The organism is Actinophytocola xanthii (genome assembly GCF_001921205.1).
GTDB classification, from domain to species: domain Bacteria; phylum Actinomycetota; class Actinomycetes; order Mycobacteriales; family Pseudonocardiaceae; genus Actinophytocola; species Actinophytocola xanthii.
In genome coordinates, this window is sequence record NZ_MSIE01000019.1 from 101,859 (window position 1) to 125,773 (window position 23,915).

Here is a 23,915-nt window from a genome sequence, read left to right on the forward strand (position 1 = left end):
GCCGGAACCGGACCGGGTAGGCGGTGTCGGAGGAGGAATCCGAGCACCACAGGAGGACGCCATGCCCCAACCCGACCCGGACCGCGCCGCCGGCCCGCTGGGCACCAGGGCCACGAGCCGCGACGACATTCCGACCGACGAGCCGGCCGGGAGCGAGCTCATCGTGCGCAGCGCCGCGTTCAGCGACCACACGCTGATCCCGGACCGGTACTCCTACGAGGGCGAGAACGTCTCGCCGCCGCTGGAGTGGAGCGAACCGCCGGACGGCACGGCCGAGCTCGTCCTGCTCTGCGAGGACCGGGACGCCCCCACCGGCACGTTCGTGCACTGGGTGGTCACCGGCATCCGGCCGGACACGACCGGCGCCGAGGAAGGCTCACTCCCGGCCGGCGCCAGCGCGGCCCGCAACGGGTTCGGCAAGCCCGGCTGGGGCGGCCCCCGCCCACCGGTCGGCGACGAACCGCACCGGTACTTCTTCCGGCTGCATGCCGTGGACCAGCCGGTGTCCGTCGGTGACCAGCCCACGGCCGAACAGGTGCGTGCCGCGCTCGAGGGGCACACCCTCGCCACCGGCACCCTGGTCGGCACCTTCGGCCGCTGAGCGCGGTCGCCTGCCGCGGAGGTGAGACAGATGGTCGCCACCCGGCCCGAACTACTCCGGGAAGCCCTGTCCTCGGCCGACTTCCCGGCCGACAAGGACACGCTCGTGCGGTACGCCGAGCAGGCCGGCGCCGACGAGGACACGATCCGCGCCATTCGCGCGATCCCGCCGGTGTCCTACGCGAACCTCGCCGAGGTCACGCAGTCCGTCACGTTCGAGGGCGACCAGTCCCCGGCCGAACGGGCCGCGCGCCAGCGCGCCAACGTCCCACCGGGCCTCGCCGAGGCGGAGCGGGACGTGCCGCCGCACCCGATCGCCGAGGAGAAGCGGCGCTGAGCCGCACCGGCCACGGCCCGGCCGCGGCACTGACCCGAGGAGGAAACCGTGAACCTGACCGCACTGCGGGAGACGCTCGACCACCAGGGACCGTTCGCGTCGGTCCACCTGGACGCGAGCCACGACACCGAGGACGCCGCCAAGCAGGCCGAGCTGCGCTGGCGGGCCGTTCGCGAGGAGCTCGCCGGGCGGCACACCCCGGAGTCGACGCTCGGCGCCCTCGAGGGTGCTCTCGACCGGCCGCCACCGGTTGGCCGGGCCGGACGCCTGCTCGTCGCTGCCGGCGACACGGTCCTGGTCGACGAGTACCTGCCCAGCCCGCCGCCGACGCCGATGGTGCGCGTCTCCGAGCTTCCCTACCTGCTGCCGCTCGCCGACTGGGGCCACCGCGGCGTGCCGCATGTCGTGGTCTCCGCGGACCGGACCGGCGCCGACCTGCTGGCCGTGGACCGCGACGGGACCGAGCACGCCGAGGACGTCGCCGGCCAGGAGTTCCCGGTCCACAAGGTCAGGGGCGGCGGGATGGCACACCACAACATCCAGAGCAACGCCGAGGAGAACGCTCGACGGAACATCGTCGAGGCGGCCGAGGAGGCCACCCGCCTCGTCCAGCGCATCGAAGCCGAGCTGCTCGTGCTGGTCGGCGACCCCGAGTCGCGCAGCCAGCTGCGCGAGGCGCTGCCGGACAAGCTCCGGCGTACCGTCACCGTCGCCGAGATCGAGCACAACCGGACCAGCGACCCCGACCACGACACCGTGGACCAGGACGTGGCGAACCTGATCGCGCAGCGTCGGCGCGCCGAGCGCGACGAGGTCCTCGATCGGTTCGGCGAGGCCGGCGGGCACGGGCTCGCCGTGCAGGGGCTGCGGGACACCACCGCGGCACTGCGCGAGGGCAAGGTGGACGTCCTGCTGGTCGACGCCCGCACGATCGGCGACGCGACAGTGCTGGTGGGAAGCGAACCGAACATGGTCGCCGTCGACCGCGAGGACCTGCACCGGGTCGGTGTCTCCGAGCGGATCGCCGCCCGCGCCGACGAGGCGCTGCCCGCGGCCGCGCTCGCGGTGGGCGCGCGGGTGGTCGCGGCGACCGGGGACGAGCCGCGTCTCGACCTGGCCGGCGGCGTCGGCGCCCTCCTCCGCTACACCTGATCCCGACCGCTCGCGGAACACTACGACGGTGCGACCAGCACGAGCCCGATCGACGCCGACAGTCCTCTTAGGAGGCACCGCGCGGCACCTCGGTTCGGCCCGTGGACTGCTCGGAGCAGGTCGACGTCATGCTCGGGCACACCAGCGCCCGAATGCAGGCCTGCCCGGGCAGGCTCCCCCAAACGCCGCGCCGACCACGGGCCGTGAATGCATCGTGATTCAGATCACACACATTTCCCGGGCGATTCGGTACGTGGCCGTGCTGGTCGCCGCTCTGTTCAGTGTTGGGGCGGACAGGGGGGAAACGTCCTCATGGTCACTGGTGCCGACTTCGCCACGGGGCGACATCGCTCGCCGACGGTGGGAGTCGAGATCAAGAATGCTCTGCTGCGCAGCGGGATCGAGCGGATTCTCGGGGGAATGGGAATCATCCCGAGAATCCGCTGTCTGACCGACCCCGGTCGAGGGGACGACCGGGACCGGGTGCTCATCGTCCTGCTGAGTGAGGTCGACGAGGACCGGGCGGTGCGGGTACGCGCCGCGCAGGAGGCTGGAGCGAAGGTGTTGTTCCTGCTCTCCGGGGACGGCGACGTCGCCGAGCTCTCCCGGGTCGGGCGGCTGGGCACGCCGGGCACCGGCTTCCTGGCGATCGACAACCTCGACGAGCACGCGCTCCTCGACACCGTCGCACGGATGGAGCAGGACGAGGTGGCCATCCCGGGCGAGCTGGCCAGCGGCCTGCTCTCGCTGGCCGGGCGACGGGAAGCCGCGCCGCCGCGGCCCCGGCTGACCCCGCGCGAGACCGAGGCCCTCGCCCTCATGGTGGAAGGGCTGAGCAACAAGCAGATGGCGCGTCGGCTCGGTATCTCCGAGCACGGGGCCAAGCGGCTCGTCGCCAACATCCTCGCCAAGCTCGACTGCGGCAACCGGACGCTTGCCGTGGCCAGGGCTCTGCGCGAGGGGCTGCACCACAAGCAGCACTAGCCGAACAGGCACAACGGGGGGAAGCAGATGGTTGGCAACGGCGGATCACCCGCGCGCGGAGCGCTGGCAGGCGACGGCGACACCGACCTGCCCGACGACCCGTTCCTGGTCACCGACGACATGCGCGGCCGCACCGGCGAGCTCGCGGCGCTGCGGGAGCGGGTCAGGTCGGGCCCGAGCCGGGCGGCGACCGAGGCGCAGCACGCCCGCGGCAAGCTCACGGTCTGGGAGCGACTCGACGAGCTGCTCGACCCCGGCTCGTTCGTGGAGCTGGAGGGCCTGCGCCGGCACCGGGCGACGGGGTTCGGCATCGAGCACCGCCGACCGCCCGGCGACGGCGTCGTCACCGGTTGGGGCACTGTGGACGGTCGGAAGGTCTTCGTCTACGCCCACGACTTCCGGGTGTTCGGCGGCTCCCTCGGGGAGGCGCACGCCCAGAAGATCCACCGGGTGATGGACCTCGCCGAGGCGGCCGGCGTGCCGCTGGTCGGGCTGAACGACGGCGCCGGCGCACGCATCCAGGAGGGCGTCACCGGTCTCGCCGGCTTCGGCGGCATCTTCCGGCGCATCGTGCGCTCCTCCGGCGTCATCCCGCAGATCAGCGTGATCCTCGGCCCCTGCGCGGGGGGCGCCGCCTACTCGCCGGCGCTCGGCGACTTCGTGTTCATCGTCCGCCGGACCGGGCAGATGTTCGTGACCGGGCCGGACGTGGTCAAGGCGGTCACAGCCGAGGACGTCACCCACGAGAGCCTCGGCGGCGCCGACGTCCACGCGCGACAGTCGGGTGTCGCCGCCTTCGCCTACGACGACGAGGTCACCTGCCTACGGGAGGTGCGCCACCTGCTCTCCCTGCTGCCGGCCAACAACCGGGAGCTGCCGCCGCGGCTACCCACCGCGGACCCGGCCGACCGGCCCTGCCCCGTCCTGCTCGACCTGGTCCCGGCCGAGCAGTCCCGGCCCTACGACATGCGCGCGGTGTTGGCCGAGCTGGTCGACGACGGCGACCTGTTCGACTACCACCAGCACTGGGCGACCAACGTGGTCTGTGCCTTCGCCCGACTGGGCGGTCAGGTCGTCGGGCTGGTGGCGAACAACCCCATGGTGCTCGCCGGCGTGCTGGACGTCGACGCCTCGCAGAAGGCGGCGCGGTTCGTGCACACCTGCGACGCGTTCAACATCCCGCTGGTCACGCTGGTCGACGTGCCCGGGTTCCTGCCGGGTACCGCGCAGGAGCACGGCGGCATCATCCGGCACGGGGCGAAGTTGCTCTACGCCTACTGCGCGGCGACCGTGCCGAGGGTGCAGGTGATCCTGCGCAAGGCCTACGGCGGGGCCTACATCGTCATGGACTCCCGGTCCATCGGCGCCGACCTGTCCTTCGCCTGGCCCAGCAACGAGATCGCCGTGATGGGCGCCGAGGGCGCGGCGAACGTCATCTTCCGCAAGGAGATCGCCGCGGCGGACGACCCCGACGCGGTGTTCCGCGCGCGGGTCGCCGAGTACCGGGACACGTTGATGAGCCCGTACCACGCGGCCGAACGGGGCCTCGTCGACGACGTCATCGACCCGCGGGACACCCGCCGGGTCCTGGTCGAGGCCCTCGACGTGCTGCGGGACAAGCACGTGCCGGCCGAGCACCGCAAACACGGGAACCCGCCGTTCTGATGGACATCCGCATCGTGCGGGGAGCACCCGACGACCACGATCTCGCCGCTCTGCTCATCGCCCTGCTCGCGCTCACCCCGACCGCTCGGGCACCCGAGCCCGCCCCGCGCCCAGGCTGGACGACCCGGGCCGTGCCCTACGCCTCGCCCCGCTCGTGGCGGGGACGGCCCGGTGGCGCGGGACCGCGGTGGGAGCCGAGCCCTCGACCAGGACAGGAAGCCCACGGATGACCCACACGACCTCCGCCGCCACGCCCACGGCAACGCCGACGCTGCCCAGGACCACCGTCGTCCTCCTCGCCGCGGCGGTCGGCTCGGTGATCGCGAACCTCTACTACGCCCAACCGCTCGAGCACACGCTCGCCCGCGCGTTCGAGGTCTCCGACCGCGCCCTCGGCCTCGCCATGACGCTCATCCTCGTCGGCTACGCCGTCGGCCTGGCCACCCTGGTCCCGCTCGGGGACCTGCTCGAACGGCGTCGGTTGATGGTGCCGATGCTGGCGGTCAACGTCGCCGGGCTGGTCGCGATGGCCACCGCGACCGGGTACGCCGTGTTCGTCGTCGCCGCGGCCCTGGTCGGCGTGACCGCCGTCGCGGTCCAGGTCATGGTGCCGTTCGCGGCCGAGCTGGCGCCGCCGGAGCGGCGGGGCCGCGTCATCGGGACGGTGATGAGCGGGTTGCTCGTCGGCGTGCTGCTCTCCCGCACCGTGGCCGGGCTGGTCTCCGGTGCGGCCGGCTGGCGGGCGGTGTTCTGGTTCGCCGCGGCGCTGACCGCCCTGGTGACCGTTCTGCTGTGGTGGCGCCTGCCGGTCGTGCAGCCCCGCGTGCGCATGCGCTACCCCGCCCTGCTCGGCTCGGTCCTCGCGCTGGTGCGGGAGGAACCGGTCCTGCGGCGCCGGATGCTCTACGGCGGCCTGTGCTTCGCCTCCTTCAACGCGTTCTGGACCGCGTCGGCGTTCATGCTGGCCGGCGCGCCCTACCGGTGGACCACCACCGCGATCGGGCTCTTCGCCCTGGTCGGCGTGGCCGGAGCGCTCGGCGCACGCCTCGCCGGGCGCCTGGTGGACCGGGGCCACGCGTCCCGGGCCATGCCGGTCTTCCTGCTGGCCACCGCGTTGTCCTTCGGCCTGATCGCGCTCGGGCAGCACTGGCTCGCCGCGCTGGTCGTCGGCGTCGTGGTCATGGACCTGGCCAGCCAGGCCGTGCACATCAGCAACCAGAACGTCGTCTACGCGCTGCGACCGCAGGCCCGCAGCCGGATCAACACGGCGTACATGACCTCGTACTTCGTCGCGGGCTCGGTCGGCAGTGGACTGTCGGCCGTGGTCTACCCGGTGTTCGGCTGGACGGGGGTCGGCGTCCTCGGCTTCGCCCTGCCGGCGCTCGCCGCGCTCACCTGGTTCGCCCGCGACAGCAAGGGTTCACACACAGCACACCAAGGGGGACAACGATGACGGACCTGGCAACGAGCGTCCGGCCCACCGAGCAGGACGTCGACCGGCGGATGCGCGCGGGACGGGCGGTGCGGCGCGAGGCGGCCCACCGGGACTACCCGGAGACCCCGCCCGCCCACCCGACCAACGGCGAGGAGCGGGACTACCCGTACCTGGCGAGCTACTCCAAGGGCCTGCCGCACAACGACCTCGGCGAGGTCGACCGCGCCGCCTACCACGCGCTGCTGCGTGCCGTGCGCACCGGCCGACCGCGCGACTTCGAGGAGATCCCGCTCGCGCGTCCGGACGCGCGCAAGCTGCTCGGCCCGCAGGGCGGCCTCGCCCTCGACCTCATGGGCCCGGACTCGCACACGTTGGTCGTGCCGCCGGCGCCACGCATGGACGGCCCCCAAGCGGCGGCCGAGATGGCCGAGCTGTACTGGATGGCGTTACTCCGCGAGGTGAGGTTCACCGAGTTCGAGACCTCGCCGCTGGCCGCCGCGGCCGCCGCCGACCTGTCCACCTACTCCGGCTACCAGGGGCCGAAGGAGGGCGGGACGGTCACCCCGCGCACCCTGTTCCGCGGGGACACCCCCGCTGACCGGGTCGGCCCGTTCGTCTCCCAGTTCCTGCTACAGCCCGTGCAGTACGGGTGCTCGAGGATCGAGCAGCGGATCGACACCGTCGAGCCGGGCGTGGACTACGGGACAACCTTCGACGAGTGGCTGGCCATCCAGCGCGGCGCCCCCCGCCAGACGCGGCGGGACTTCGTCAACACCAGGTACATTCAGACCCCGCGCGACCTCGGCCACTACACCCACTTCGACGTGCTGTACCAGCCGTACCTGTACGCCGCGCTCATCCTGCTCGGCAGGCCCGACCACCCGGTGGGCGTGCAGGACCCCGGCAATCCCTACCTCCGGTCGGCCAACCAGGTCGGCTTCCCCACCTTCGGCACGCCGCACCTGATCACCGCGCTGGCGGAGGTGTCGCTGCGGGCGATCAAGCACACCGAGTTCCAGCAGTTCTTCGTGCACCGCAGGCTGCGCCCGGAGGCGTTCGGCGGTCGCGTCGAGGTCCAGCTTGCCCGGGATCCGCACCGCTATGACGAGATCATCCACCGCGACATCCTCGAGTCGGAGGCGGTGGACCGGACCAGGACCCGCTACGGCACGGCGCTGCTGCCCCAGGGCTTTCCCGAGGGTTCCCCGATGAGCCCGGCGTACCAGAGTGGACACTCCACTGTCGCCGGCGCCTGCGTCACCGTGCTCAAGGCCTGGTTCGACGAGCGGGCGGCGATCCTCGACCCGGTCGTGCCGAGCGCCGACGGCACCAGGCTCGTCCCCTACACCGGCTCGGACGCCGACCGGATGACCGTCGGCGGCGAGCTGAACAAGCTGGCCGCGAACATCGGCGCCGGTCGCGCCACGGCCGGCGTGCACTACCGGACCGACAACACCGAGGCCTACGAGCTCGGCGAGACCATCGCGATCCGGATGCTGCGCCAGCAGAAGCCGACCTTTCTCGAGGACGGCGGCTTCACCCTGACCCGGTTCGACGGCACCACCGTCACGATCTGAGGAGTACCGATGCCACGACCGACACCGGGGCGACGCCCCCTGGGCAGGCAGGGGCTGATGGTCTCGTCGATGGGCCTGGGCTGCATGGGGATGTCGTTCGGGTACGGGAAGGTCGACGAACGACAGGCGGTGGCGACGATCGACCGCGCGCTGGAGCTCGGCGTCACCTTCCTCGACACCTCCGACCACTATGGACCAAGGACGAACGAGGAGCTGCTTGGCCGGGCACTGGCCGGCCGGCGCGACGAGGTCCAGCTGGCCACGAAGTTCGGCTCCTACTCCCCCGACGCGCCGCCACGGGTGCCCGACGGGCGGCCAGAACACGTTCGGCGGGCGATCGACGCCTCGCTCTGGCGGCTCGGCGTCGACCACGTCGACCTGTACTACCAGCACCGGGTCGACCCGCAGGTGCCGATCGAGGACACCGTGGGCGCGATGGCCGAGCTGGTGACGGCGGGCAAGGTCCGGTACCTCGGGCTCAGCGAGGCGTCGGCGAGGACGATCCGCCGGGCCAACGCGGTCCACCCCATCTCCGCCGTGCAGAGCGAGTACTCGCTCTGGAGCCGGGACGTCGAGGCCGAGGTGCTCCCGGTCCTGGCCGAGCTGGGCATCGGGTTCGTGCCCTACAGCCCGCTCGGGCGCGGGTTCCTGACCGGAGCCATCGCCTCGCCCGAGGACCTCGCGCCGCAGGACTTCCGGCGCGTCGCACCTCGGTTCGCCCAGGAGAACTTCGCCCGCAACGCCGCGCTGGTGGAGCGGGTCAAGCTCGTCGCGGCGAGCCGGGGCATCACCGCGGCACAGGTGGCGCTCGCCTGGGTCGCGGCGTCGGTCCCCGGTGCGGTGGCGATCCCGGGAACGACCAAGCCGGAGCGGGTCGCGGAGAACGTGGCCGCGTTGGAGATCGAGCTCACCGAGGACGACCTCCGCGGCCTCGATGAGGCGTTCCCGCCCGGGGCGGCGCAGGGCGAGCGCTACCCGCCACCCATGATGGCCCTCCTCAACGGCTGAGCGCCGCACGAGAACAGGCCCCACGCCCGCCGGCGTGGGGCCTGGACGTGCTTCCCTTGTAATCCACTGTAGACAGACGGAGTGGCCGGACGGCTATACCAGGAACGGCACCCTGAAAGGGCATTGTCCGCCCTTGTCCGGGGGCCTACGTTTCTGTCCCGGGGGCGGGGACGATTCCGACTGCCCGAAATCAACCAGGGGGATGTTTCTCGTGAGTCATGTGTTTTTGGACCGTCTGCGCGGCTTCGGTGATGCGGAGGCCGTCGTGTTCAACGGACTGTCGCACAGCTATGCCGAGCTCCTCGTCGAGGTCGACGTCTGGCGGCACCACTTCGCCGCCAACGGCGTGCGACCGGGTCGGGTGGTCGTGCTCGCGGGACCGTCGTCGCCGTACACCTGCGCGGGGCTACTCGCGCTGGTCGACCTCGGGGCGATCGTCGTGCCGCTGACCGACCTGCCACCGGCCAAACGCGCCGAGTTCCACGAGGTCGCCGAGGTCGAGGTCGTCGTCACGGTCGACGGGCACGGGAACCGGCGGTTCGAGCACACCGGACGCCGCGCCGGGCACGAGCTGTACCGCTCGCTGCGGGAGGCCGGCCGGCCGGGCCTGGTCCTGTTCAGCTCGGGAACCTCGGGGCGGAGCAAGGCCGCCGTGCTCGACTTCGCCAGGGTTCTCGCCAGATACGGACCGCCCACGCGGCCGCAGCGCATCCTGTCCTTTCTCAACCTCGACCACATCGGCGGGATCAACACCCTTCTTCACACGCTCAGCCAGGGCGGTGCGGTGGTCACCGTGGACAGCCGCACGCCCGACGGGGTGCTCGCCGCGGTCGCCGAGCACCGGGTCGAGGTGCTGCCCACCACGCCGACGTTCCTCAACATGGTGTTGATCTCCGGCGCGCTCGACCGGCACGCGACCGACTCGCTGCGGCTGGTCACCTACGGCACCGAGCCCATGCCGCCGCTGACTCTCCAGCGGCTGGTCGCGGTCCTGCCCGGCGTCCGGTTCAAGCAGACCTACGGGCTGTCCGAACTGGGCATCCTGCCAACCCGGTCGCGCAGCGACGGCGAGCTGTGGGTCAAGCTGGGCGGCGCCGGGTTCGAGCACAAGATCGTGGACAACGTGCTCTGGATCCGCTCGGACATGGCGATGCTCGGCTACCTCAACGCGCCGGCGCCGTTCGACGAGGACGGGTTCTTCAACACCCAGGACGTCGTGGAGACCGACGGTGAGTACGTGCGGATCCTCGGGCGGCGCAGCGAGATCATCAACGTCGGCGGTGAGAAGGTCTACCCCGCGGAGGTCGAGAACGTCCTGCTGGAGATCCCGAACGTGGCCGAGGCGACGGTGTCCGGCCGGCGGAGCCCGGTGACCGGGATGGTGGTCATGGCGACGCTGCGGCTGGTGGAGCCGGAGGACGGTCGGGCGGTCTCCCGACGCGTCCGCGCGCACTGCCGGCGGCGGCTGGAGGCGTTCAAGATCCCCGCGCTGGTCGAGGTGTCGGCCGCGGACCAGCACTCCGACCGGTTCAAGAAGATCCGGGGCGCGGCATGACCGCGACCAGCGTCGTCGAGAACGTCGAGCGGGTCGCGGTCGTGAGCGGGGGCAGCCGCGGCCTCGGCCGGGTGCTGGTGGAACGCCTGCTCGCCGACGGCTGGCGGGTCGCGACGTTCAGCCGCACCTCGAACTCGTTCCTGGAGCGGGTCGCGGCCCGTGCCGGGGACGCCTTCCTGTGGCAGGCGGCCGACCTGTGCGAGCCGCGGAGCCTGCGCGCGTTCGTCACCGCGGTCACCCGCCGGTTCGGGCGGGTCGACCTGCTCGTCAACAACGCCGGCGTCCTGCACACCGAGCTGCTGCTGACGACCTCGGCCGAGCGGATCGACTCCCTGGTGTCGGCGAACCTTGTCGCGCCGATCACGCTCGCCCAGGCCTGCGCCAGGGCCATGAGCCGCCACGGCGGCGGCGGCACGATCGTCAACGTCTCGTCGATCAACGCGCTGCGCGGGCACCGCGGCGTGTCGGTGTACTCGGCGGCGAAGGCGGGCCTGGACGGCTTCAGCCGCAGCCTCGCCCGCGAGCTCGGCACGCTCAACATCCGCGTCAACTCGGTCGTGCCCGGGTTCTTCGCCACCGACATGACCGACGGGGTCACCGAGGAGAACCGGGAACGCATCCAACGCCGCACGCCGCTCGGTCGGCTCGCGGACATCAACGAGGTCGCGGACGCGACGCTGTTCCTGTGCTCGCCGTCCGCGTCGTTCATCACCGGCCAGACAGTCGTCGTCGACGGAGGAATCACATGCTGACCAGTACGGAGATCCGGTCCATCGTGTTCGAGGAGATCGAGGGCCTGCTGCTCGAGGAGGGCGAGGAGCCCGTGTCGCTGAGCGGGCGGGAGTCCATGTCGGAGCTGGCGCTCAACTCGCTCTCGCTCGCCCGGCTGGTCATCCAGCTCGAGGCGGCGGTCGGGGTGGACCCGTTCACCGACGGGAGCGGGGCGATCTCGGACCTGCGCTCGGTGGGCGACCTGGTCGCCGCGTACGAGAACGCCGCGATGCCGGAAGGGGACCGACCGTGACCGAGCTGAGGTGCGAGTCGATCGACGACTACCTCGGGCCCGCCGAGGGCCGGTTCTTCGGCTCCGGGTACCGGCGGGCCAGGCACGAGGTCGGCGAGGTCGTGGTGGGAGCCGACTCCGGCACGCGTTCCACTGTGGACGTCCACTACCCCGCGAACTGGTCGCGCAAGGGCGACGAGGCCGACCTGCGGCCACACCTGAGCACCGTGGACATGCTGGTGCTGGGCGTGCAGCTGAGCGAGGCCCACCTGGCTCACGGCCTGGGGCTCAGCCCCGCGCAGCGCGCCCGGAGCTGGGTGCGCACGGTGACGCTGCGGGCGGGCACCACCCCGCAGGAGGACCTCACCGGATTGGGCGGCACCGCGATGCCGCGCGGGACGCGGGCGGTGTCCGACACCGAGTCCGTCACCACCTACGACTGCGCCGTCGGCGCGATGCGGGCCCGCTGCGAGCTCCAGCACCCGGCCGGGACCGGTGCCCACCGCGGTTCGCGGTTCGACTCGCTCGACGACGCGCTCGGCCCGGCCGACACCCGCTACTACGGCGCCGGCCTGGCCACCCGAACCCACCGCATCACCGACGTCCAGGTCGACCTCGCCCGCCTGCGCGCACGAGCCGACCTGCGGCTCGACCCGGTCGTGGTCAACGGGGGCGTCGACGGGGCGTACCAGCCCGGCGTGTCGCTCGTGGACGCGTTCGTGGCCGACCTCCAGCTGGCCCAGGTGATGATGTACGAGCTGGACAGCGTCCGCCGGCAGGACAGCAACACCCTGTGGATGCTGCGAACCACCCTGGAGGCCACCGACCCCCACCGTCCCTGCGCGGGCCCGGTCGAGTGCCGCGCGGCGATCACCGGCAAGCGCCTGCTGCCGCTGCGCGGGGGGACGTGGCGCACCGTCGACATCGAGGGCGAGTGCGGCGGGGTGTCGCTGCGTGCCGCGTTCGCCCATGAGCTGCCCGCCCACCTGCGTGCCGAGGAGGCATCCTGATGAAGCTCGCGATCTCCGGAACGTACTCGTCCGGCAAGACCCGAACCGTCATGGCGCTCTCGCACCTGACCGGCATTCCCCGCACCCTGGCCAAGGCGATCCGCGAGATCATGCCGGAGGCCGTGCCCGGCAAGAAGCTGGCGGAGGTGACACCCGCAGAGTTCCTGCAGCTCATGATGCGCCGTCACGTGGGCCGCGCGGTGGCCGAGAGCCAGCTGGGCGACCACTTCCTCTCCGACGGATCGTCGCTGCAGGAGTGGCTCTACGGCGCCGCCCGCGTCCTGCACGGCATGGACCCGAACTCGACCACGGCCGCCGCCGCTCCCCCCGACGAGGAGATGCTGTTCTTCGAGAAGGTGGTCGCCCATTTCGGCTTCGCCTTCAAACAACACGTGGCCCAGACCTACGACGCCTTCGTCCACCTGCGACACGAACTCCCCATCGCCGACGACGGCCACCGCCCGATGAACCACCACTTCCGCACCACGATCGACGAGATGCTGCTGAGCACCCTGGAGGAGTTGCGGATCCCGGTACACGTGGTGAGCGGCTCCTTCCCCGACCGGCTGAGGAGGATCGTCGGCCTGTTCGACCTGCCCACCGTGATGACCATCGACGAGGCGGTCGCCCTCGCCAGCGCCGACTACGCCCAACTCGACCTCCGCCTGGAGACCGAACGGGCCCGGGCGGTCAGCCGCTGAGCACCAGTGTGGGAAGTACCCATGCTCACGTAACGTAGAACGACCTCCTCTCCTCACCTTCGGAGGACCGATGACGCGAGCATGGGTGCTTCGATCTCTGCGCGATGACCGTTATGAGGATCTGGCACTCAAGCGGGGATTGGTCGCGATCGGGTGGGCCGATGTGGGGAACTTGACGGGATCGCCCGACCTGGCTCAGATTCTGGACGCCGTTCGAGCGAAGTACCAGTTCGTTGAACGCGAATCGGTTGCGAGCTACGCCCGCCAACTGTTCGACTTCCGGTCGACCATGACTCCGGGTGACCTGGTCCTGCTGCTGCGCCGATCGAGCCCGGATGTCGCCGCCGGCCACGTCAATGGCGACTACCAGTACTCTCGCCAGCTACCCGGGGGGTATCGACACATCAGGCCGGTGCGATGGGCAGTCCACGACATTCCACGTTCGCTGATCGAGCTGGAGCTCCGGTCGGTGCCATCGTTGTTGATGGTGCATCAGCTGGATGCGGACGTGGACCTGACCCGAATCGACGAGCTGGTCACGAAGAACATCCGTCTACCGGCGACGAACGCGGCCACGGTACCGGAGGACGCGGGAGAGCTGACTCCGATCGCACACCTTCGCGCGAACCTCAGCTACGCCCGGAGCCTGGCAACGGCGGGCAACACCCTGGGCACGCTCAAGCCGCAGTCCTTCGATGTTAACGACGTGTTCCGGGCGGCATGGGTACAGGCCGTCGCCGGGCTGGACCACTGGGTGCGCCAGGAGCTCCGCGCACGGCTGCGCGCTCTGGCGGAACAGGTAGGCGGCCGCAAACCCAGGCGGTTCGCCGAGCTGGAGATCTCCCTCGACCAGGTGCAACGAGTACTACGCGACGAGATGTCGTTCGCCGACGCGGTGGACGAGTACGTCACGAAAGCTCGTGGGCATCTCGCCTACCAACAGCCTGACAGGATCCGGGACGCGTTCAGTCTGGTCACCGATACCGCCAACTTCTGGAACAGGGTGGCGACGGTGCTCCGGGAGCGAACCGACGAGGACAAGCCCGCGGATGGGAAAGAGGTTCAGGCGCGCCTGGCCGACATCGTCCACCGGCGCAACAAGATCGCCCACGAGTACGACGAGGTGCCGAACGAGCCCGGCCGGAAACGGGACATCGACGGCGCGGCGGTCATGCGGGTCATCGACTGGATCGACCAGCTTTGCGGCGCGATCCTGGTGGTGGTCGACCAAGACAGGACCGGTCGCGACTTACCATGACGAATCACGGATCGCGTTGTGGTCCACTCGCACGCCCACCGTGCCCTCCACGATGTTCCGCGTCACGTCGGCGACGCGGTCCTTGCTGCGAACCACGACACCCAACTGCCTGGCCAATGCCACCAGATCGTCCTTCTTGAGTTTCAGGCCCGTCACGTACCGCTCCGCCTCCTGTCGATCCTCGATCGCGGCCAGGCGGTCTCGCACGGCGTCGAGGCTCGCCGCGGGAACCTGCACCTTCGCCCCCGGTGGCAGGAACGCTAACTTCGCCCTGCCGTCCACGAGCTGGTCCAGCTGGTCCCTCGTCAGCCCCCGGAACGTGTCATGCAGAATCTTGAGGGCGGTGCGGGAGAAGTCATAGTTGTCCATGCGACCTACTTCTTTCTCATGTGCGCGCTGCGAAGAACCTCGTCGGCCAACTGGTGGAACTCTCCGGCGATCTCGTCCGGAACGTTGTGCGCGACGGCCAGCGGCACACCCGAGCTGCTGGCGTCACCGTAGCGCCCCGGGTTGTCCCGAACCGTGGTCGCGAACACCGGCACGCGGAGTTGGTCCCGTACGTAGGTCACGAACTTTTCGTGGTTCTGGGTCAACTCACCGCGGTAGAGCCGGACCATGGTGAACACAACGCCCAGCACCGACGGCCGGACCGCCCCGGCCGCACCTCCGGAATTCGCGCTGTGCTCGTTGTACTCGTCGACCAGGGTGCGCACGTTCTTGAAAAGGTACTCGGTACCGAGGGTCGAGAGGTCATCGGCGCGAGAGGGAACCAGGATGTAGTCGCTCGCGATGATCGCCGCCTTGGTGACGATGTTGACGTTCGGCGGACAGTCGATCAGCGTCAGGTCGTAGTGGGAGAACGCGTCCTCGCTGAGACCTCCCGAAACAAGGCGATGGATCTCGAGCCAGCGCTCCTCCGAGCCCGCATGGTCCCCGCCGACGAGGCGGGTCACCAACTGGAGGTCGACGTTGATCAGCCCGAGGTGGGAGGCGATAAGGTCGAGCTTGCCCTGGGTGCCTGCCAGACGGGTCCTGATCTGCGGCGGAGTGAGGACCAGGTCGGAGAGGTTGGTATCCCCCTGGCCGTTCACGAACTCGTCGAACCATCGCTTGATGGTCCGGCTCCTGGCGAGATCGTGCTGCCAGACCTGCGGCCGGAAGAACGAGAAAGTCAGGCTGGACTGCGGGTCGAGGTCCATCAGCAGCACCCGGTATCCGCGAGACGCCAGCATGGCACCGAGGTTGGCCGTGAGGGTCGTCTTACCGACACCGCCCTTGTAGTTGATGACGGAGACGACCTTCACTCCGCTCTCCCCCAGACATACTCAGAGAGCAAGATCCGATTACAGATCGTAGCGATTCAAGCCTGATGCTCGCAATACCCGCTCCTCGCCGCGGTCAGCGGGTGGATCTCCGTTCGGGGGTCGGTCCCTGCTCGGACCAGCTCCCCGCGGCCCATGCCGGGTACCCGCTGGGTGGACGGCGTCGGCCCGGTCGCCGACCGCCCGACCCGGCGCGACCTGGCGTGGCGCAGCATCGAAAGCAACGAGGTCGGCATCGACGAGTTCGTCCGCTGGGCGCACAAGGCCGGCGCCGAGGTCATGTACGCGGTGAACCTGGGCACGCGCGGTGTCGCCGAGGCGCTCGACGGTCCTGAGAACCGAGGTCGACTCCCCCACCCAGCCCACGGCCCGCTACGGCGAGGACCCGGTAGTGGACGCGGTGGCCACCCACTCCCCCTCCTCCGGGGAGGTCGTCCTGTTCGTGGTGAACCGTCACCGCCAACACCCAGGACCAGCCCGACCCGCGTCGTGCCCCGACCCCACCGCCCCACCCTCGGCGAGGGCGCCGTGCGCTGCACCCTCCCCCCGAACTCCTGGACCGCGGTCCGGCTGAGCCGCCCGGCGTAGCACTCGGTAACGTGGTCCGGGTCACAGCGATCGGGAAGGCGATGAGTTCGCGGGGCCGGAGTGGTCTGTATCGGCATGAGTGCGGTGGAGGTCCAGGAGCGCGTGCAGGTCGCCATCGACCGGATGGTGCGCGACGGCGCCGAGGTCGGGATCCAGGTGGCCGTGGTGCACGACGGTGACCTGGTCGTCGACGCGGTGAGTGGCGTTCGGCAGGCCGGGCAGGACGTTCCCGTCACCTCCGAGACGTTGTTCTACGCGGCCTCCACCGCCAAGGGGGTGGCCGCCGCCGTGGCGCACGTGCTGGTCGACCGGGGCGAGCTCGACTACGACCTGCCGGTCCGCGACGTCTGGCCCGAGTTCGGCGCGCACGGCAAACAGGACGTGACCGTTCGCCACCTGCTGCTGCACACCGCCGGTGTCCCCGCCCCGCCGTACGACACGACGGTCGAGGACCTGTGCGACTGGGAGCACATGTGCCACGTGCTGGCGGAGACCGAACCGTGGTGGCGGCCCGGCACCCGGTTCGGCTACCACGCGCAGACCTTCGGCTTCCTCCTCGGCGAGATCGTGCGCCGGGCCACCGGCCACTCGCTGTCCTGGTGGCTGCGCGCGGCGGTCACCGGCCCCCTCGGCGTCGAGGACGAGGTGCACTTCGGCGTCCCCGAAGCCCTGCTGGACCGCGTCGCGCGCCAACACGGCTCGACGCCGCCGCCCCCCTCGCCCGGCTCACCGGCCGACCGGGCGATCCCTCCCGCGATCCGGCCGGGCGCCGACCTCGCCAACCGCCGCGACCTGCTCACCGCCGACATCATCTCGGCCGGAACCATGACCGCCCGCGGCGTGGCCCGCCTCTACGCCGCCCTGCTCGGCCACGTGGCCGGCGTCCACCTCGTCTCGCCGTCGCGGCTGCGGAGCATGGCCGCCCTCACCTACGAGGGGCCGGACGAGGTGATGGGTGTCCCCACCAGCTGGGCGTTCGGGTTCAGCCCCTACCGCCCGGACGGGGTCCCGGCACGGCCGGGGTCGACCTTCGGCATGGTGGGCTCCAACGGTTCGGCCGCCTACGCCGACATCGACTCCGGTGTCGCCGTGGCGGTGATGCGCAACAACTTCACCCTCGACCTGACGGCGACCACCGAGGTCGACCGTATCCAGGCCAACCACCGGGAGTGACCATGGATGACCCAGTGACCAGGCTCGACCAGCGCTTCAGCGAGGCCGACACCCAGGCCACCAGCTGGGCGCAGACCCGGCAGGTGCTCGAAGCCGCCCAGCTGAGCTGGATCTCGACCGTCCGCGCCGACGGACGTCCGCACGTCACGCCGCTGGTCGCGGTGTGGCTCGACGGAACGCTGTACTTCACCACCGGACCGACCGAGCAGAAGGCGGTCAACCTCACCACGAACCCCAACGTCGTGCTGACGACCGGCCGCGACACCTGGGACCACGGGCTCGACGTGATGGTCGAGGGCCAGGCGCGCCGCGTCACCGACCGGCCGACCCTCGACCGGCTCGCCGCCGCCTGGCGGACCAAATGGGACGGTCGCTGGCAGTACGAGACAACAGACGAGGGCTTCCACCACGACGGCGGCGCCTCGTGGGTCTTCGCGGTCGAGCCGGCGAAGGTCCTCGCCTTCGGCAAGGGCACCTTCACCCACACCTGCCACCATCCGCAGGACTAGACCTCGGTCGACCGTCCGAAGCGGACCACGCCGGGACGGGGCATCATGGACGCCATGGGTCGGAGCACGCGGTCGGGCGCCGCGCTGGGCAGGTGGGTCGAGCCGGAGGAGGTGTACGCGCGCGGCCGCGCGCTGCGTGCGGAGGTGGGCTTCACCGACCACCGGGCGATGTCGCTGGCGCCGGACCGCCCGTCAGTGGCGGAGTTCATGCGCGCGAGCAACGCCGGCCGCCTCGAGGAGCTGATCCCGCTGCGGGTGGGGCGCATGCTGGCCTCCCCCTTCTCGTTCTTCCGGGGGGCGGCCGGCCTGATGGCCGGCGACCTCGCCGCCGGCGTCCACACCGGTGTCACCGTCCAGCTCTGCGGCGACGCGCACGCGGCGAACTTCGGTCTGTACGGCACCCCCGAAGGCCAGATCGTCATGGACATCAACGACTTCGACGAGACGGTGCCCGGCCCGTGGGAGTGGGACCTCAAGCGCCTGACGGCGTCGCTGGTGCTCGCCGGCCGCACGGGCGGGGTGTCGGACAAGGGCTGTCGGGACGCCGCCGAGGACACCGTGCGCGCCTACCGGGAGGCGCTGCGACGCCTGGCCGCGATGCCGTTCATGGAGTCCTGGACCGCGCTGGGGGACGAGTCGGTGCTGTCGAAGGTGAAGGCCGACGATCTCGTCAAGGACTTCGCCAAGGCGGCGGAGAAATCCCGCAGGAACACCAGCGCCCGGTTCGCCGCCAGGTGGACCGCGTACGACGGTGATCGCTGGCGGTTCATCACCGATCCGCCCACGCTCACCGCGGTGTCGGACGAGACCGCGCAGGCGGTGTTCGCCGCCATGCCCTCCTATGTAGACACCCTGCGCGAGTCGCGGCGCAACCTCGTACTGCGCTACAGCCTGTCGGACGTGGCCGCCCGGGTGGTCGGCACCGGCAGCGTGGGCCTGCGCAACTATCTGGTCCTGTTGCACGGCAACGGTGACGAGGCGCTGGTGCTGCAGGTCAAGGAGGCCCGCCGGTCGGCACTGGCGCCGTTCCTCGACCTGGCCCCGGTGCGGCACGAGGGCGAGCGGATCGTGCACGGCGCCCGGCTCGTCCAGGCCGAGACGGACATCCTGCTCGGCTGGACCACCGTCGAGGGCCGGCCCTACATCGTGCGCCAGTTCCGCAACCGCAAGGGTGACATCGACACCACCGCACTCAAACGCGACGACCTGGACGACTACGGCCGGCTCGCCGGCGCCCTGCTGGCCCGGGCCCACACCCGCTCGGTGGATCCGCGGCTGCTCGCGGGGTACCTCGACGACAAGGACGGTGACGAGCTGGACGAGGCGTTCACGAGGTACGCCTTCGACTACGCCGACCGGACCGAGGCCGACCACGCCGAACTGCAGGCCCTCGTGACCAAGGGCACCCTCCCCGCCCTGGTCGAGAACGACCGCTGACCGGTCTCGCACCGAGCCCGCCGCTTCACGAAGCCCATCGACTGGGACTGCGCGGACGCTCCCTAGCGGCGGTTCGCGGGGCCCGGGCCGAACAGGTTCGCGACGTCGCGGGCGCGGCTGGTGCGGAGGCGGATCTCGATGCGGCCGGACCGCGACGGGTGGAAGGCACCGGCGTCGACGACGATGCGGAGGAGGTCGGCCTCGGCGGTGACCTCGATCGCGGCCCGCAGGGGATGGTCGAAGGGAACGTCGACCTGCTTGGTGTCACCCGCCCAGACCAGCAGGCGGCGGCCGGTGACCGCGACCGTGCCGAGGACGGGCACGGTGCGGCGCCGGTGGTGGACGCCGGGGGCGCGGTAGCTCCGGTAGGTGACCTCGCCCGGCAGCCGCTCGGCGAGGACCAACGTGCCTTCCGCGGCGAGCGCCGCGCGCAGCGGCTCGGGCAGCGCGGCGGTCTCGAGGAAGGGCGGGTGCGGCGGGGGCAGGTCGGCGAACAGCGACCGGACCTGCTCCCGCGTCGCGGCGGCGGTCGCGCGGGCGGTGCGCTCCTCGTACTCCACGGTGGTGAGGCGGCCCGCCGAGAAGTGGCTGCCCAGCGCCGCCACCGTGGCCTCGCGTTCCTCGAAGCCGATCCGCAGGTCGTCAGCCACGGCACGCCTCGGCGCGCAGTTCGGCGAAGGCCGCGGCGAGGGCCGGGCCCTGGTAGTGGGCGTTGAGGCCGCTGGGGTTGGGCAGCACCCACAGCCGCGCGCCGGCCAGGCGCTCCGGCTGGGCGCCGATCGCGGCCTTGGGGCGGGCGAAGGCGGTGCGGTACGCCGTGATGCCGACGACCGCGACGAAGCGGGGCCCGTGGGTCGCCACGAGCTCGGTGAGGATGCGGCCGCCTTCCTCCAGCTCGTCGCGGGTCAGCTCGTCGGCGCGGGCGGTGGCGCGGGCGACGAGGTTGGTCACGCCCAGGCCCAGCTCGAGCAGGCTCTCCTGCTCGGAGGGGTGGAACTGGCGCGGGGTGAAGCCCGAACGGTGCAGGGCCGGCCAGAACCGGTTGCCGGGCCGGGCGAAGTGGTGACCGGTCGCCGCCGAGTACAGGCCGGGGTTGATGCCGCAGAACAGCACGTCGAGGCCCGGCGCGACCACGTCCGGGATGGTGCGCGTGCGGGCCCAGGAGAGATCGCTCACCGCGGCTCCAGCTGGCGGTCGTGCACCCGGCCGAGCAGCAGCTGGGCCGCCACCGCACCGCACAGGCACAGGAACATGTCCCACTGGGTGTCCCACACGTCGCCCTGGGTACCGAGGAAGTCCTCCGCCCCGGCACCCAGCGCCAGCGCGGCACCCCACTCGACCAGCTCGAACCCGACGCTGACCGTCAGGCACACGGTCACGGTCAGGAAGAACGTCATCCCGCCGCGCCGCAGCGGCGTCAGCCGCAGCAGCAGCTCGCGCACCAGGACCGCCGGGACGAACCCCTGGACGACGTGCGCGAACCGGTCGTAGTTGTTGCGCTGGGTCCCGAACATGTCCTGGAACCACTCACCGAGGGGTGTCAGCGCGTAGGTGTGCCGCCCGCCGTAGCAGAGCACCAGCGCGTGCGCCACGAGCAGCCAGCACACCAGCCTGCTCAGCGGGAAGCGCAAGCGCCGCCGGGCGAGCAGCACCAGCGGTAAGCCGACGACGACCCACACCACCTCCATCGCCCATGTGCCGGTGCTCCGCGCGCCGATCCCCGACCACACCAGGGCCGCCACGACGATTGCGACCAGCACGATGCCCTCACGGCGCCCCACGGTGACCACCGAGATCACTCTGCCCGAACCCGCCCCGAGCCGCACGACAACCTCTTCCGACGTGCGCACCTGGTGCCCGCTCGTTGTCCGGCGCCGGCCGCGCTGGCTACGGTTTCGCCGTGGAGGGTTTCGCGGTGGAGCCGACGATATCGCGCAGTACCGACATCGCCGCCGACGCGGCGACCGTCTGGGCGATGGTGACCGACCTGCCCCGGATGGGCGAGCTCAGCCCGGAGAACGTGGGCGGCCGGTGGCTCGACGGCGCGACGGGGCCCGCGGTCGGCGCGCGCTTCCGTGGGACCAACCGCAACGGGGCGAGGGAATGGTGGACGAGGGTCACCGTCGTCGCCTGCGAGCCGGCCCGCCGGTTCACCTTCGACGTCCGCACCCCGTTCGGCGTGCGCGTGTCCCGCTGGTCCTACGAGGTCACACCGACCGAAACTGGCTGCCGGCTCACCGAGCACTGGTTCCGGGTCGGCAACTGGGTCGTCCGCCGGTTCCTGGGTCCGCGGGTGACCGGCCGCCGGGACCGGCCCGGGTTCAACGCCCGCTCGATCGAACACACCCTCGCTGCGGTGAAATCCAGGGCGGAGGCCGGCCGGATTTCGTAGAATGGGTTCGATGTACGCGGAGGAACGACAGCAGGTCATTCTCGAACGGGCGCGCGCCCAGGGACGGGTGGACGTCACGGCGCTGGCCGACGAGTTCACCGTGACCACGGAGACCATCCGGCGCGACCTGACGATCCTCGAGCGCCACGGCGTCCTGCGCCGGGTGCACGGCGGCGCGATCCCGGTCGAGCGGCTCGGCTTCGAACCGACCCTCTCCACCCGCGAAGCCGCCATGACCGCGGAGAAGACACGCATCGCCAAGGCCGCCCTGGCCGAGCTGCCGAACGAGGGCAGCGTCCTGCTCGACGCCGGCAGCACGACGGCCCGCCTCGCCGACCACCTTCCCTCCGACCGCGAGCTCACGGTCGTCACCCACTCCGTGAACATCGCACTGAGCCTGTCCACCCGGCCCAACCTGACGATCATGCTGGTCGGGGGCAGGCTCCGCAGCCGGACGCTCGCCACCGTCGACGCCTGGGCACTCCAGGCCCTCCGGGACACCTACGTCGACGTGGCCTTCATCGCCACCAACGGCGTCTCCACCGAACGCGGCCTCACCACCCCCGACTCGGCCGAGGCCATGATCAAGCGTGCGGCGGTCAGCAGCAGCCGCCGCGTCATCCTCCTCGCCGACCACACCAAGATCGGCAACGACCACTTCACCCGGTTCGCCGACCTCAAGGACATCGACACGTTCATCACCGACAACGGCGCCGACCCGAAGACGCTGGAGGAGGTCGCCGCCGCCGGTCCGCGCGTGGTGCTCGCCTAGCGTCGCATCCTCGGATCGTGCGAGGGGTCGGGGTACATGGGCGGGCAGCCGTGCTCGACGGCCTCGGGGCGCAGCTCGTAGTGCCAGTCCTCGTTGCGGTAGACCTGGCACAGCCCGTACGCGGCGCCGTGCGCGGACAGCCACGACCTGGCCTCGAACCGTCCAATGTCGACCGCCTCACCTGCGACGTGGGCGGAGGTGTCGGGGGACGCCACCCACCGGGCGGCTTCCTCGGCCGAGCCGAGACTCTCGACCGCCTCGCGGAGTAGTTGCCTCTGGTACTCGGGCGACCGCCAGCCGCTGTTGACGAAGAACTCGACCCCGTCGTCCGCGGCGTCGGTGGCCGCCCGGCGCAGGGCGGCGAGCAGATCGGGATCGAGGTTGGCCACGGCCGGCGCCTCGTCGTCGAACACGGTCAGGGGCTCGGGAACGGCACCGTGTGCCGGGCCGAGGGCGTGCCGGACGACCGAAGAGGACGGTGGGGCGACAGGGGCCGTCGTGCGTGCTGGTTCGCTGTAGGACACGCCACCAGTCAAGGCAATCCGGTGTCGCCGCCACGTATGAGGTGTTCGATATGCCCACGATAAGCGGCGGTTCGTAGCATCGGGGCCATGCGTGTGTTGGTCGTCGAGGACGAGCTCTACCTGGCCGAAGCCATCCGCGATGGCCTGCGCCTGGAGGCGATCGCCGCCGACGTCGCAGGAGACGGCGACACCGCGCTGGAAATGTTGAGCGTCAACAGCTACGACATCGCCGTCCTCGACCGTGACATCCCGGGCCCCTCGGGCGACGAGATCGCCAGACGCATCGTCGCCTCCGGTAGCGGCATGCCGATCCTCATGCTCACCGCGGCCGACCGGCTCGACGACAAGACCACCGGGTTCGGGCTCGGTGCCGACGACTACCTCACCAAGCCCTTCGAGCTCAAGGAGCTGGTGCTCCGGCTCAGAGCGCTCGACCGCAGGCGCGGCCACAACCGGCCACCGGTGCGGGAGATCGCCGGCCTGCGGCTGGACCCGTTCCGCCGCGAGGTGTACCGCGACGGGCGTTATGTCGCGCTCACCCGCAAGCAGTTCGCCGTGCTCGAGGTCCTCGTCGCCGCCGAGGGCGGGGTGGTCAGCGCCGAGGAGCTCCTGGAACGGGCGTGGGACGCCAACGCGGACCCGTTCACCAACGCCGCGCGCATCACGGTCTCGGCACTGCGCAAACGCCTCGGCGAACCCTGGGTCATCGCCACGGTGCCCGGTGTCGGCTACCGCATCGACACCGGGCACGAGGACGAGAGCCGTGGATAGGGAGCCCGGGTGGAGCGTTCGCATCAAGCTCACCCTCAGCTATGCCGGGTTCCTGATGGTCGCCGGCGCCGTGTTGCTCGCCGCCGTGTGGGTGTTCCTCCTGCGTTACGTCCCCGACCGCGCGCTCCTCATCGCCGCCGAC

General features: G+C 71.1%; 27 protein-coding genes. 21 read left to right on the plus strand and 6 right to left on the minus strand.

The features are described from left to right. Positions 1-61: 61 nt before the first annotated feature. From BU204_RS12740 to BU204_RS39105, 15 genes are all read left to right on the plus strand, one after another. The gene (locus tag BU204_RS12740) at positions 62-601 is read left to right on the plus strand and encodes a YbhB/YbcL family Raf kinase inhibitor-like protein (RefSeq protein WP_075125846.1); all 540 of its coding nucleotides are present in this window, start codon (positions 62-64) and stop codon (positions 599-601) included. Between the two features lie 30 nt (positions 602-631). Next, a complete protein-coding gene (locus tag BU204_RS12745; RefSeq protein ID WP_075125847.1) occupies positions 632-937 on the plus strand; it encodes a DUF2795 domain-containing protein in 306 nt (101 codons plus the stop codon). 48 nt (positions 938-985) lie between these two features. Next, complete coding sequence (locus BU204_RS12750; protein ID WP_075125848.1) at positions 986-2,089, plus strand: Rv2629 family ribosome hibernation factor; 1,104 nt, start codon at positions 986-988, stop codon at positions 2,087-2,089. 312 nt (positions 2,090-2,401) lie between these two features. Beyond that, a complete protein-coding gene (locus BU204_RS39100) occupies positions 2,402-3,073 on the plus strand; it encodes a helix-turn-helix transcriptional regulator (RefSeq protein WP_075125849.1) in 672 nt (223 codons plus the stop codon). A 120-nt stretch (positions 3,074-3,193) separates the two neighbouring features. After that, entirely contained in the window at positions 3,194-4,738 is a 1,545-nt protein-coding gene (locus BU204_RS12760; protein WP_075125877.1) for an acyl-CoA carboxylase subunit beta, read from the plus strand. Further along, positions 4,738-4,968, plus strand: a complete 231-nt coding sequence (locus tag BU204_RS12765) for an acyl-CoA carboxylase epsilon subunit (protein ID WP_075125850.1) — start codon at positions 4,738-4,740, stop codon at positions 4,966-4,968. Before BU204_RS12760 ends, BU204_RS12765 begins: the two co-directional genes overlap by 1 nt. Continuing rightward, the gene (locus BU204_RS12770) at positions 4,965-6,191 is read left to right on the plus strand and encodes an MFS transporter (RefSeq protein ID WP_075125851.1); all 1,227 of its coding nucleotides are present in this window, start codon (positions 4,965-4,967) and stop codon (positions 6,189-6,191) included. The genes BU204_RS12765 and BU204_RS12770 overlap by 4 nt, the downstream gene beginning before the upstream one ends. Next, positions 6,188-7,750 carry a vanadium-dependent haloperoxidase gene (locus BU204_RS12775; protein WP_075125852.1) on the plus strand — a complete coding sequence of 521 codons (1,563 nt, stop codon included), beginning with the start codon at positions 6,188-6,190 and terminating at the stop codon, positions 7,748-7,750. Before BU204_RS12770 ends, BU204_RS12775 begins: the two co-directional genes overlap by 4 nt. A 9-nt stretch (positions 7,751-7,759) precedes the next feature. Continuing rightward, positions 7,760-8,758, plus strand: a complete 999-nt coding sequence (locus BU204_RS12780; protein WP_075125853.1) for an aldo/keto reductase — start codon at positions 7,760-7,762, stop codon at positions 8,756-8,758. 211 nt (positions 8,759-8,969) lie between these two features. Next, positions 8,970-10,313, plus strand: a complete 1,344-nt coding sequence (locus tag BU204_RS12785) for a class I adenylate-forming enzyme family protein (RefSeq protein WP_083661270.1) — start codon at positions 8,970-8,972, stop codon at positions 10,311-10,313. Further along, a complete protein-coding gene (locus tag BU204_RS12790) occupies positions 10,310-11,065 on the plus strand; it encodes an SDR family NAD(P)-dependent oxidoreductase (protein ID WP_075125855.1) in 756 nt (251 codons plus the stop codon). Before BU204_RS12785 ends, BU204_RS12790 begins: the two co-directional genes overlap by 4 nt. Continuing rightward, the gene (locus BU204_RS12795) at positions 11,059-11,337 is read left to right on the plus strand and encodes a hypothetical protein (RefSeq protein WP_075125856.1); all 279 of its coding nucleotides are present in this window, start codon (positions 11,059-11,061) and stop codon (positions 11,335-11,337) included. Before BU204_RS12790 ends, BU204_RS12795 begins: the two co-directional genes overlap by 7 nt. Next, positions 11,334-12,326 (plus strand): AvrD family protein, encoded by a 993-nt coding sequence (locus BU204_RS12800; RefSeq protein ID WP_075125857.1) that lies wholly within the window; start codon positions 11,334-11,336, stop codon positions 12,324-12,326. Before BU204_RS12795 ends, BU204_RS12800 begins: the two co-directional genes overlap by 4 nt. Continuing rightward, on the plus strand, positions 12,326-13,027 hold the full coding sequence (locus BU204_RS12805) for an ATP/GTP-binding protein (RefSeq protein ID WP_075125858.1): 702 nt from the start codon (positions 12,326-12,328) through the stop codon (positions 13,025-13,027). Before BU204_RS12800 ends, BU204_RS12805 begins: the two co-directional genes overlap by 1 nt. Before the next feature lie 70 nt (positions 13,028-13,097). Next, positions 13,098-14,285 carry a hypothetical protein gene (locus tag BU204_RS39105; protein WP_143229478.1) on the plus strand — a complete coding sequence of 396 codons (1,188 nt, stop codon included), beginning with the start codon at positions 13,098-13,100 and terminating at the stop codon, positions 14,283-14,285. Here BU204_RS39105 and BU204_RS12815 read toward each other — a convergent pair. Both BU204_RS12815 and BU204_RS12820 read right to left on the minus strand, forming a co-directional pair. After that, on the minus strand, positions 14,277-14,654 hold the full coding sequence (locus tag BU204_RS12815) for a hypothetical protein (RefSeq protein ID WP_075125860.1): 378 nt from the start codon (positions 14,652-14,654) through the stop codon (positions 14,277-14,279). The two genes, BU204_RS39105 and BU204_RS12815, sit on opposite strands and share 9 nt — an antisense overlap. Positions 14,655-14,659: 5 nt before the next feature. Then, positions 14,660-15,589, minus strand: a complete 930-nt coding sequence (locus BU204_RS12820; RefSeq protein ID WP_075125861.1) for a ParA family protein — start codon at positions 15,587-15,589, stop codon at positions 14,660-14,662. Positions 15,590-16,270: 681 nt separating this feature from the next. On the opposite strand from BU204_RS12820, the gene BU204_RS12830 reads away from it, so the two are divergent. The 3 genes from BU204_RS12830 to BU204_RS12840 are packed head-to-tail and all read left to right on the plus strand — an operon-like array spanning position 16,271 to position 19,314. Beyond that, positions 16,271-17,368 (plus strand): serine hydrolase domain-containing protein, encoded by a 1,098-nt coding sequence (locus tag BU204_RS12830; RefSeq protein WP_075125862.1) that lies wholly within the window; start codon positions 16,271-16,273, stop codon positions 17,366-17,368. 2 nt (positions 17,369-17,370) lie between these two features. After that, positions 17,371-17,877, plus strand: a complete 507-nt coding sequence (locus tag BU204_RS12835; RefSeq protein WP_075125863.1) for a pyridoxamine 5'-phosphate oxidase family protein — start codon at positions 17,371-17,373, stop codon at positions 17,875-17,877. A gap of 54 nt (positions 17,878-17,931) precedes the next feature. After that, positions 17,932-19,314 (plus strand): DUF2252 domain-containing protein, encoded by a 1,383-nt coding sequence (locus BU204_RS12840; RefSeq protein ID WP_075125864.1) that lies wholly within the window; start codon positions 17,932-17,934, stop codon positions 19,312-19,314. Positions 19,315-19,376: 62 nt separating this feature from the next. On the opposite strand, the gene BU204_RS12845 is transcribed toward BU204_RS12840, so the two are convergent. Genes BU204_RS12845 through BU204_RS12855 form a run of 3 tightly spaced genes read right to left on the minus strand, consistent with a single transcriptional unit; the run spans position 19,377 to position 21,164 of the window. Next, the gene (locus BU204_RS12845; protein ID WP_198942855.1) at positions 19,377-19,964 is read right to left on the minus strand and encodes a DUF1707 domain-containing protein; all 588 of its coding nucleotides are present in this window, start codon (positions 19,962-19,964) and stop codon (positions 19,377-19,379) included. Next, positions 19,957-20,490 (minus strand): G/U mismatch-specific DNA glycosylase, encoded by a 534-nt coding sequence (gene mug, locus BU204_RS12850; protein WP_075125865.1) that lies wholly within the window; start codon positions 20,488-20,490, stop codon positions 19,957-19,959. The genes BU204_RS12845 and mug overlap by 8 nt, the downstream gene beginning before the upstream one ends. Further along, on the minus strand, positions 20,487-21,164 hold the full coding sequence (locus tag BU204_RS12855; protein WP_233160130.1) for a DUF2238 domain-containing protein: 678 nt from the start codon (positions 21,162-21,164) through the stop codon (positions 20,487-20,489). Before BU204_RS12855 ends, mug begins: the two co-directional genes overlap by 4 nt. A 50-nt stretch (positions 21,165-21,214) precedes the next feature. On the opposite strand from BU204_RS12855, the gene BU204_RS12860 reads away from it, so the two are divergent. After that, positions 21,215-21,706: an SRPBCC family protein gene (locus BU204_RS12860; protein ID WP_233160132.1), complete on the plus strand. Its 492-nt coding sequence runs from the start codon at positions 21,215-21,217 to the stop codon at positions 21,704-21,706. A 10-nt stretch (positions 21,707-21,716) separates the two neighbouring features. Then, entirely contained in the window at positions 21,717-22,478 is a 762-nt protein-coding gene (locus tag BU204_RS12865; RefSeq protein ID WP_075125880.1) for a DeoR/GlpR family DNA-binding transcription regulator, read from the plus strand. On the opposite strand, the gene BU204_RS12870 is transcribed toward BU204_RS12865, so the two are convergent. Further along, positions 22,475-23,002: a M15 family metallopeptidase gene (locus tag BU204_RS12870; protein ID WP_075125866.1), complete on the minus strand. Its 528-nt coding sequence runs from the start codon at positions 23,000-23,002 to the stop codon at positions 22,475-22,477. The genes BU204_RS12865 and BU204_RS12870 overlap by 4 nt on opposite strands. 87 nt (positions 23,003-23,089) lie before the next feature. On the opposite strand from BU204_RS12870, the gene BU204_RS12875 reads away from it, so the two are divergent. Beyond that, a complete protein-coding gene (locus BU204_RS12875; protein ID WP_075125867.1) occupies positions 23,090-23,773 on the plus strand; it encodes a response regulator transcription factor in 684 nt (227 codons plus the stop codon). Positions 23,774-23,915 lie beyond the last annotated feature (142 nt).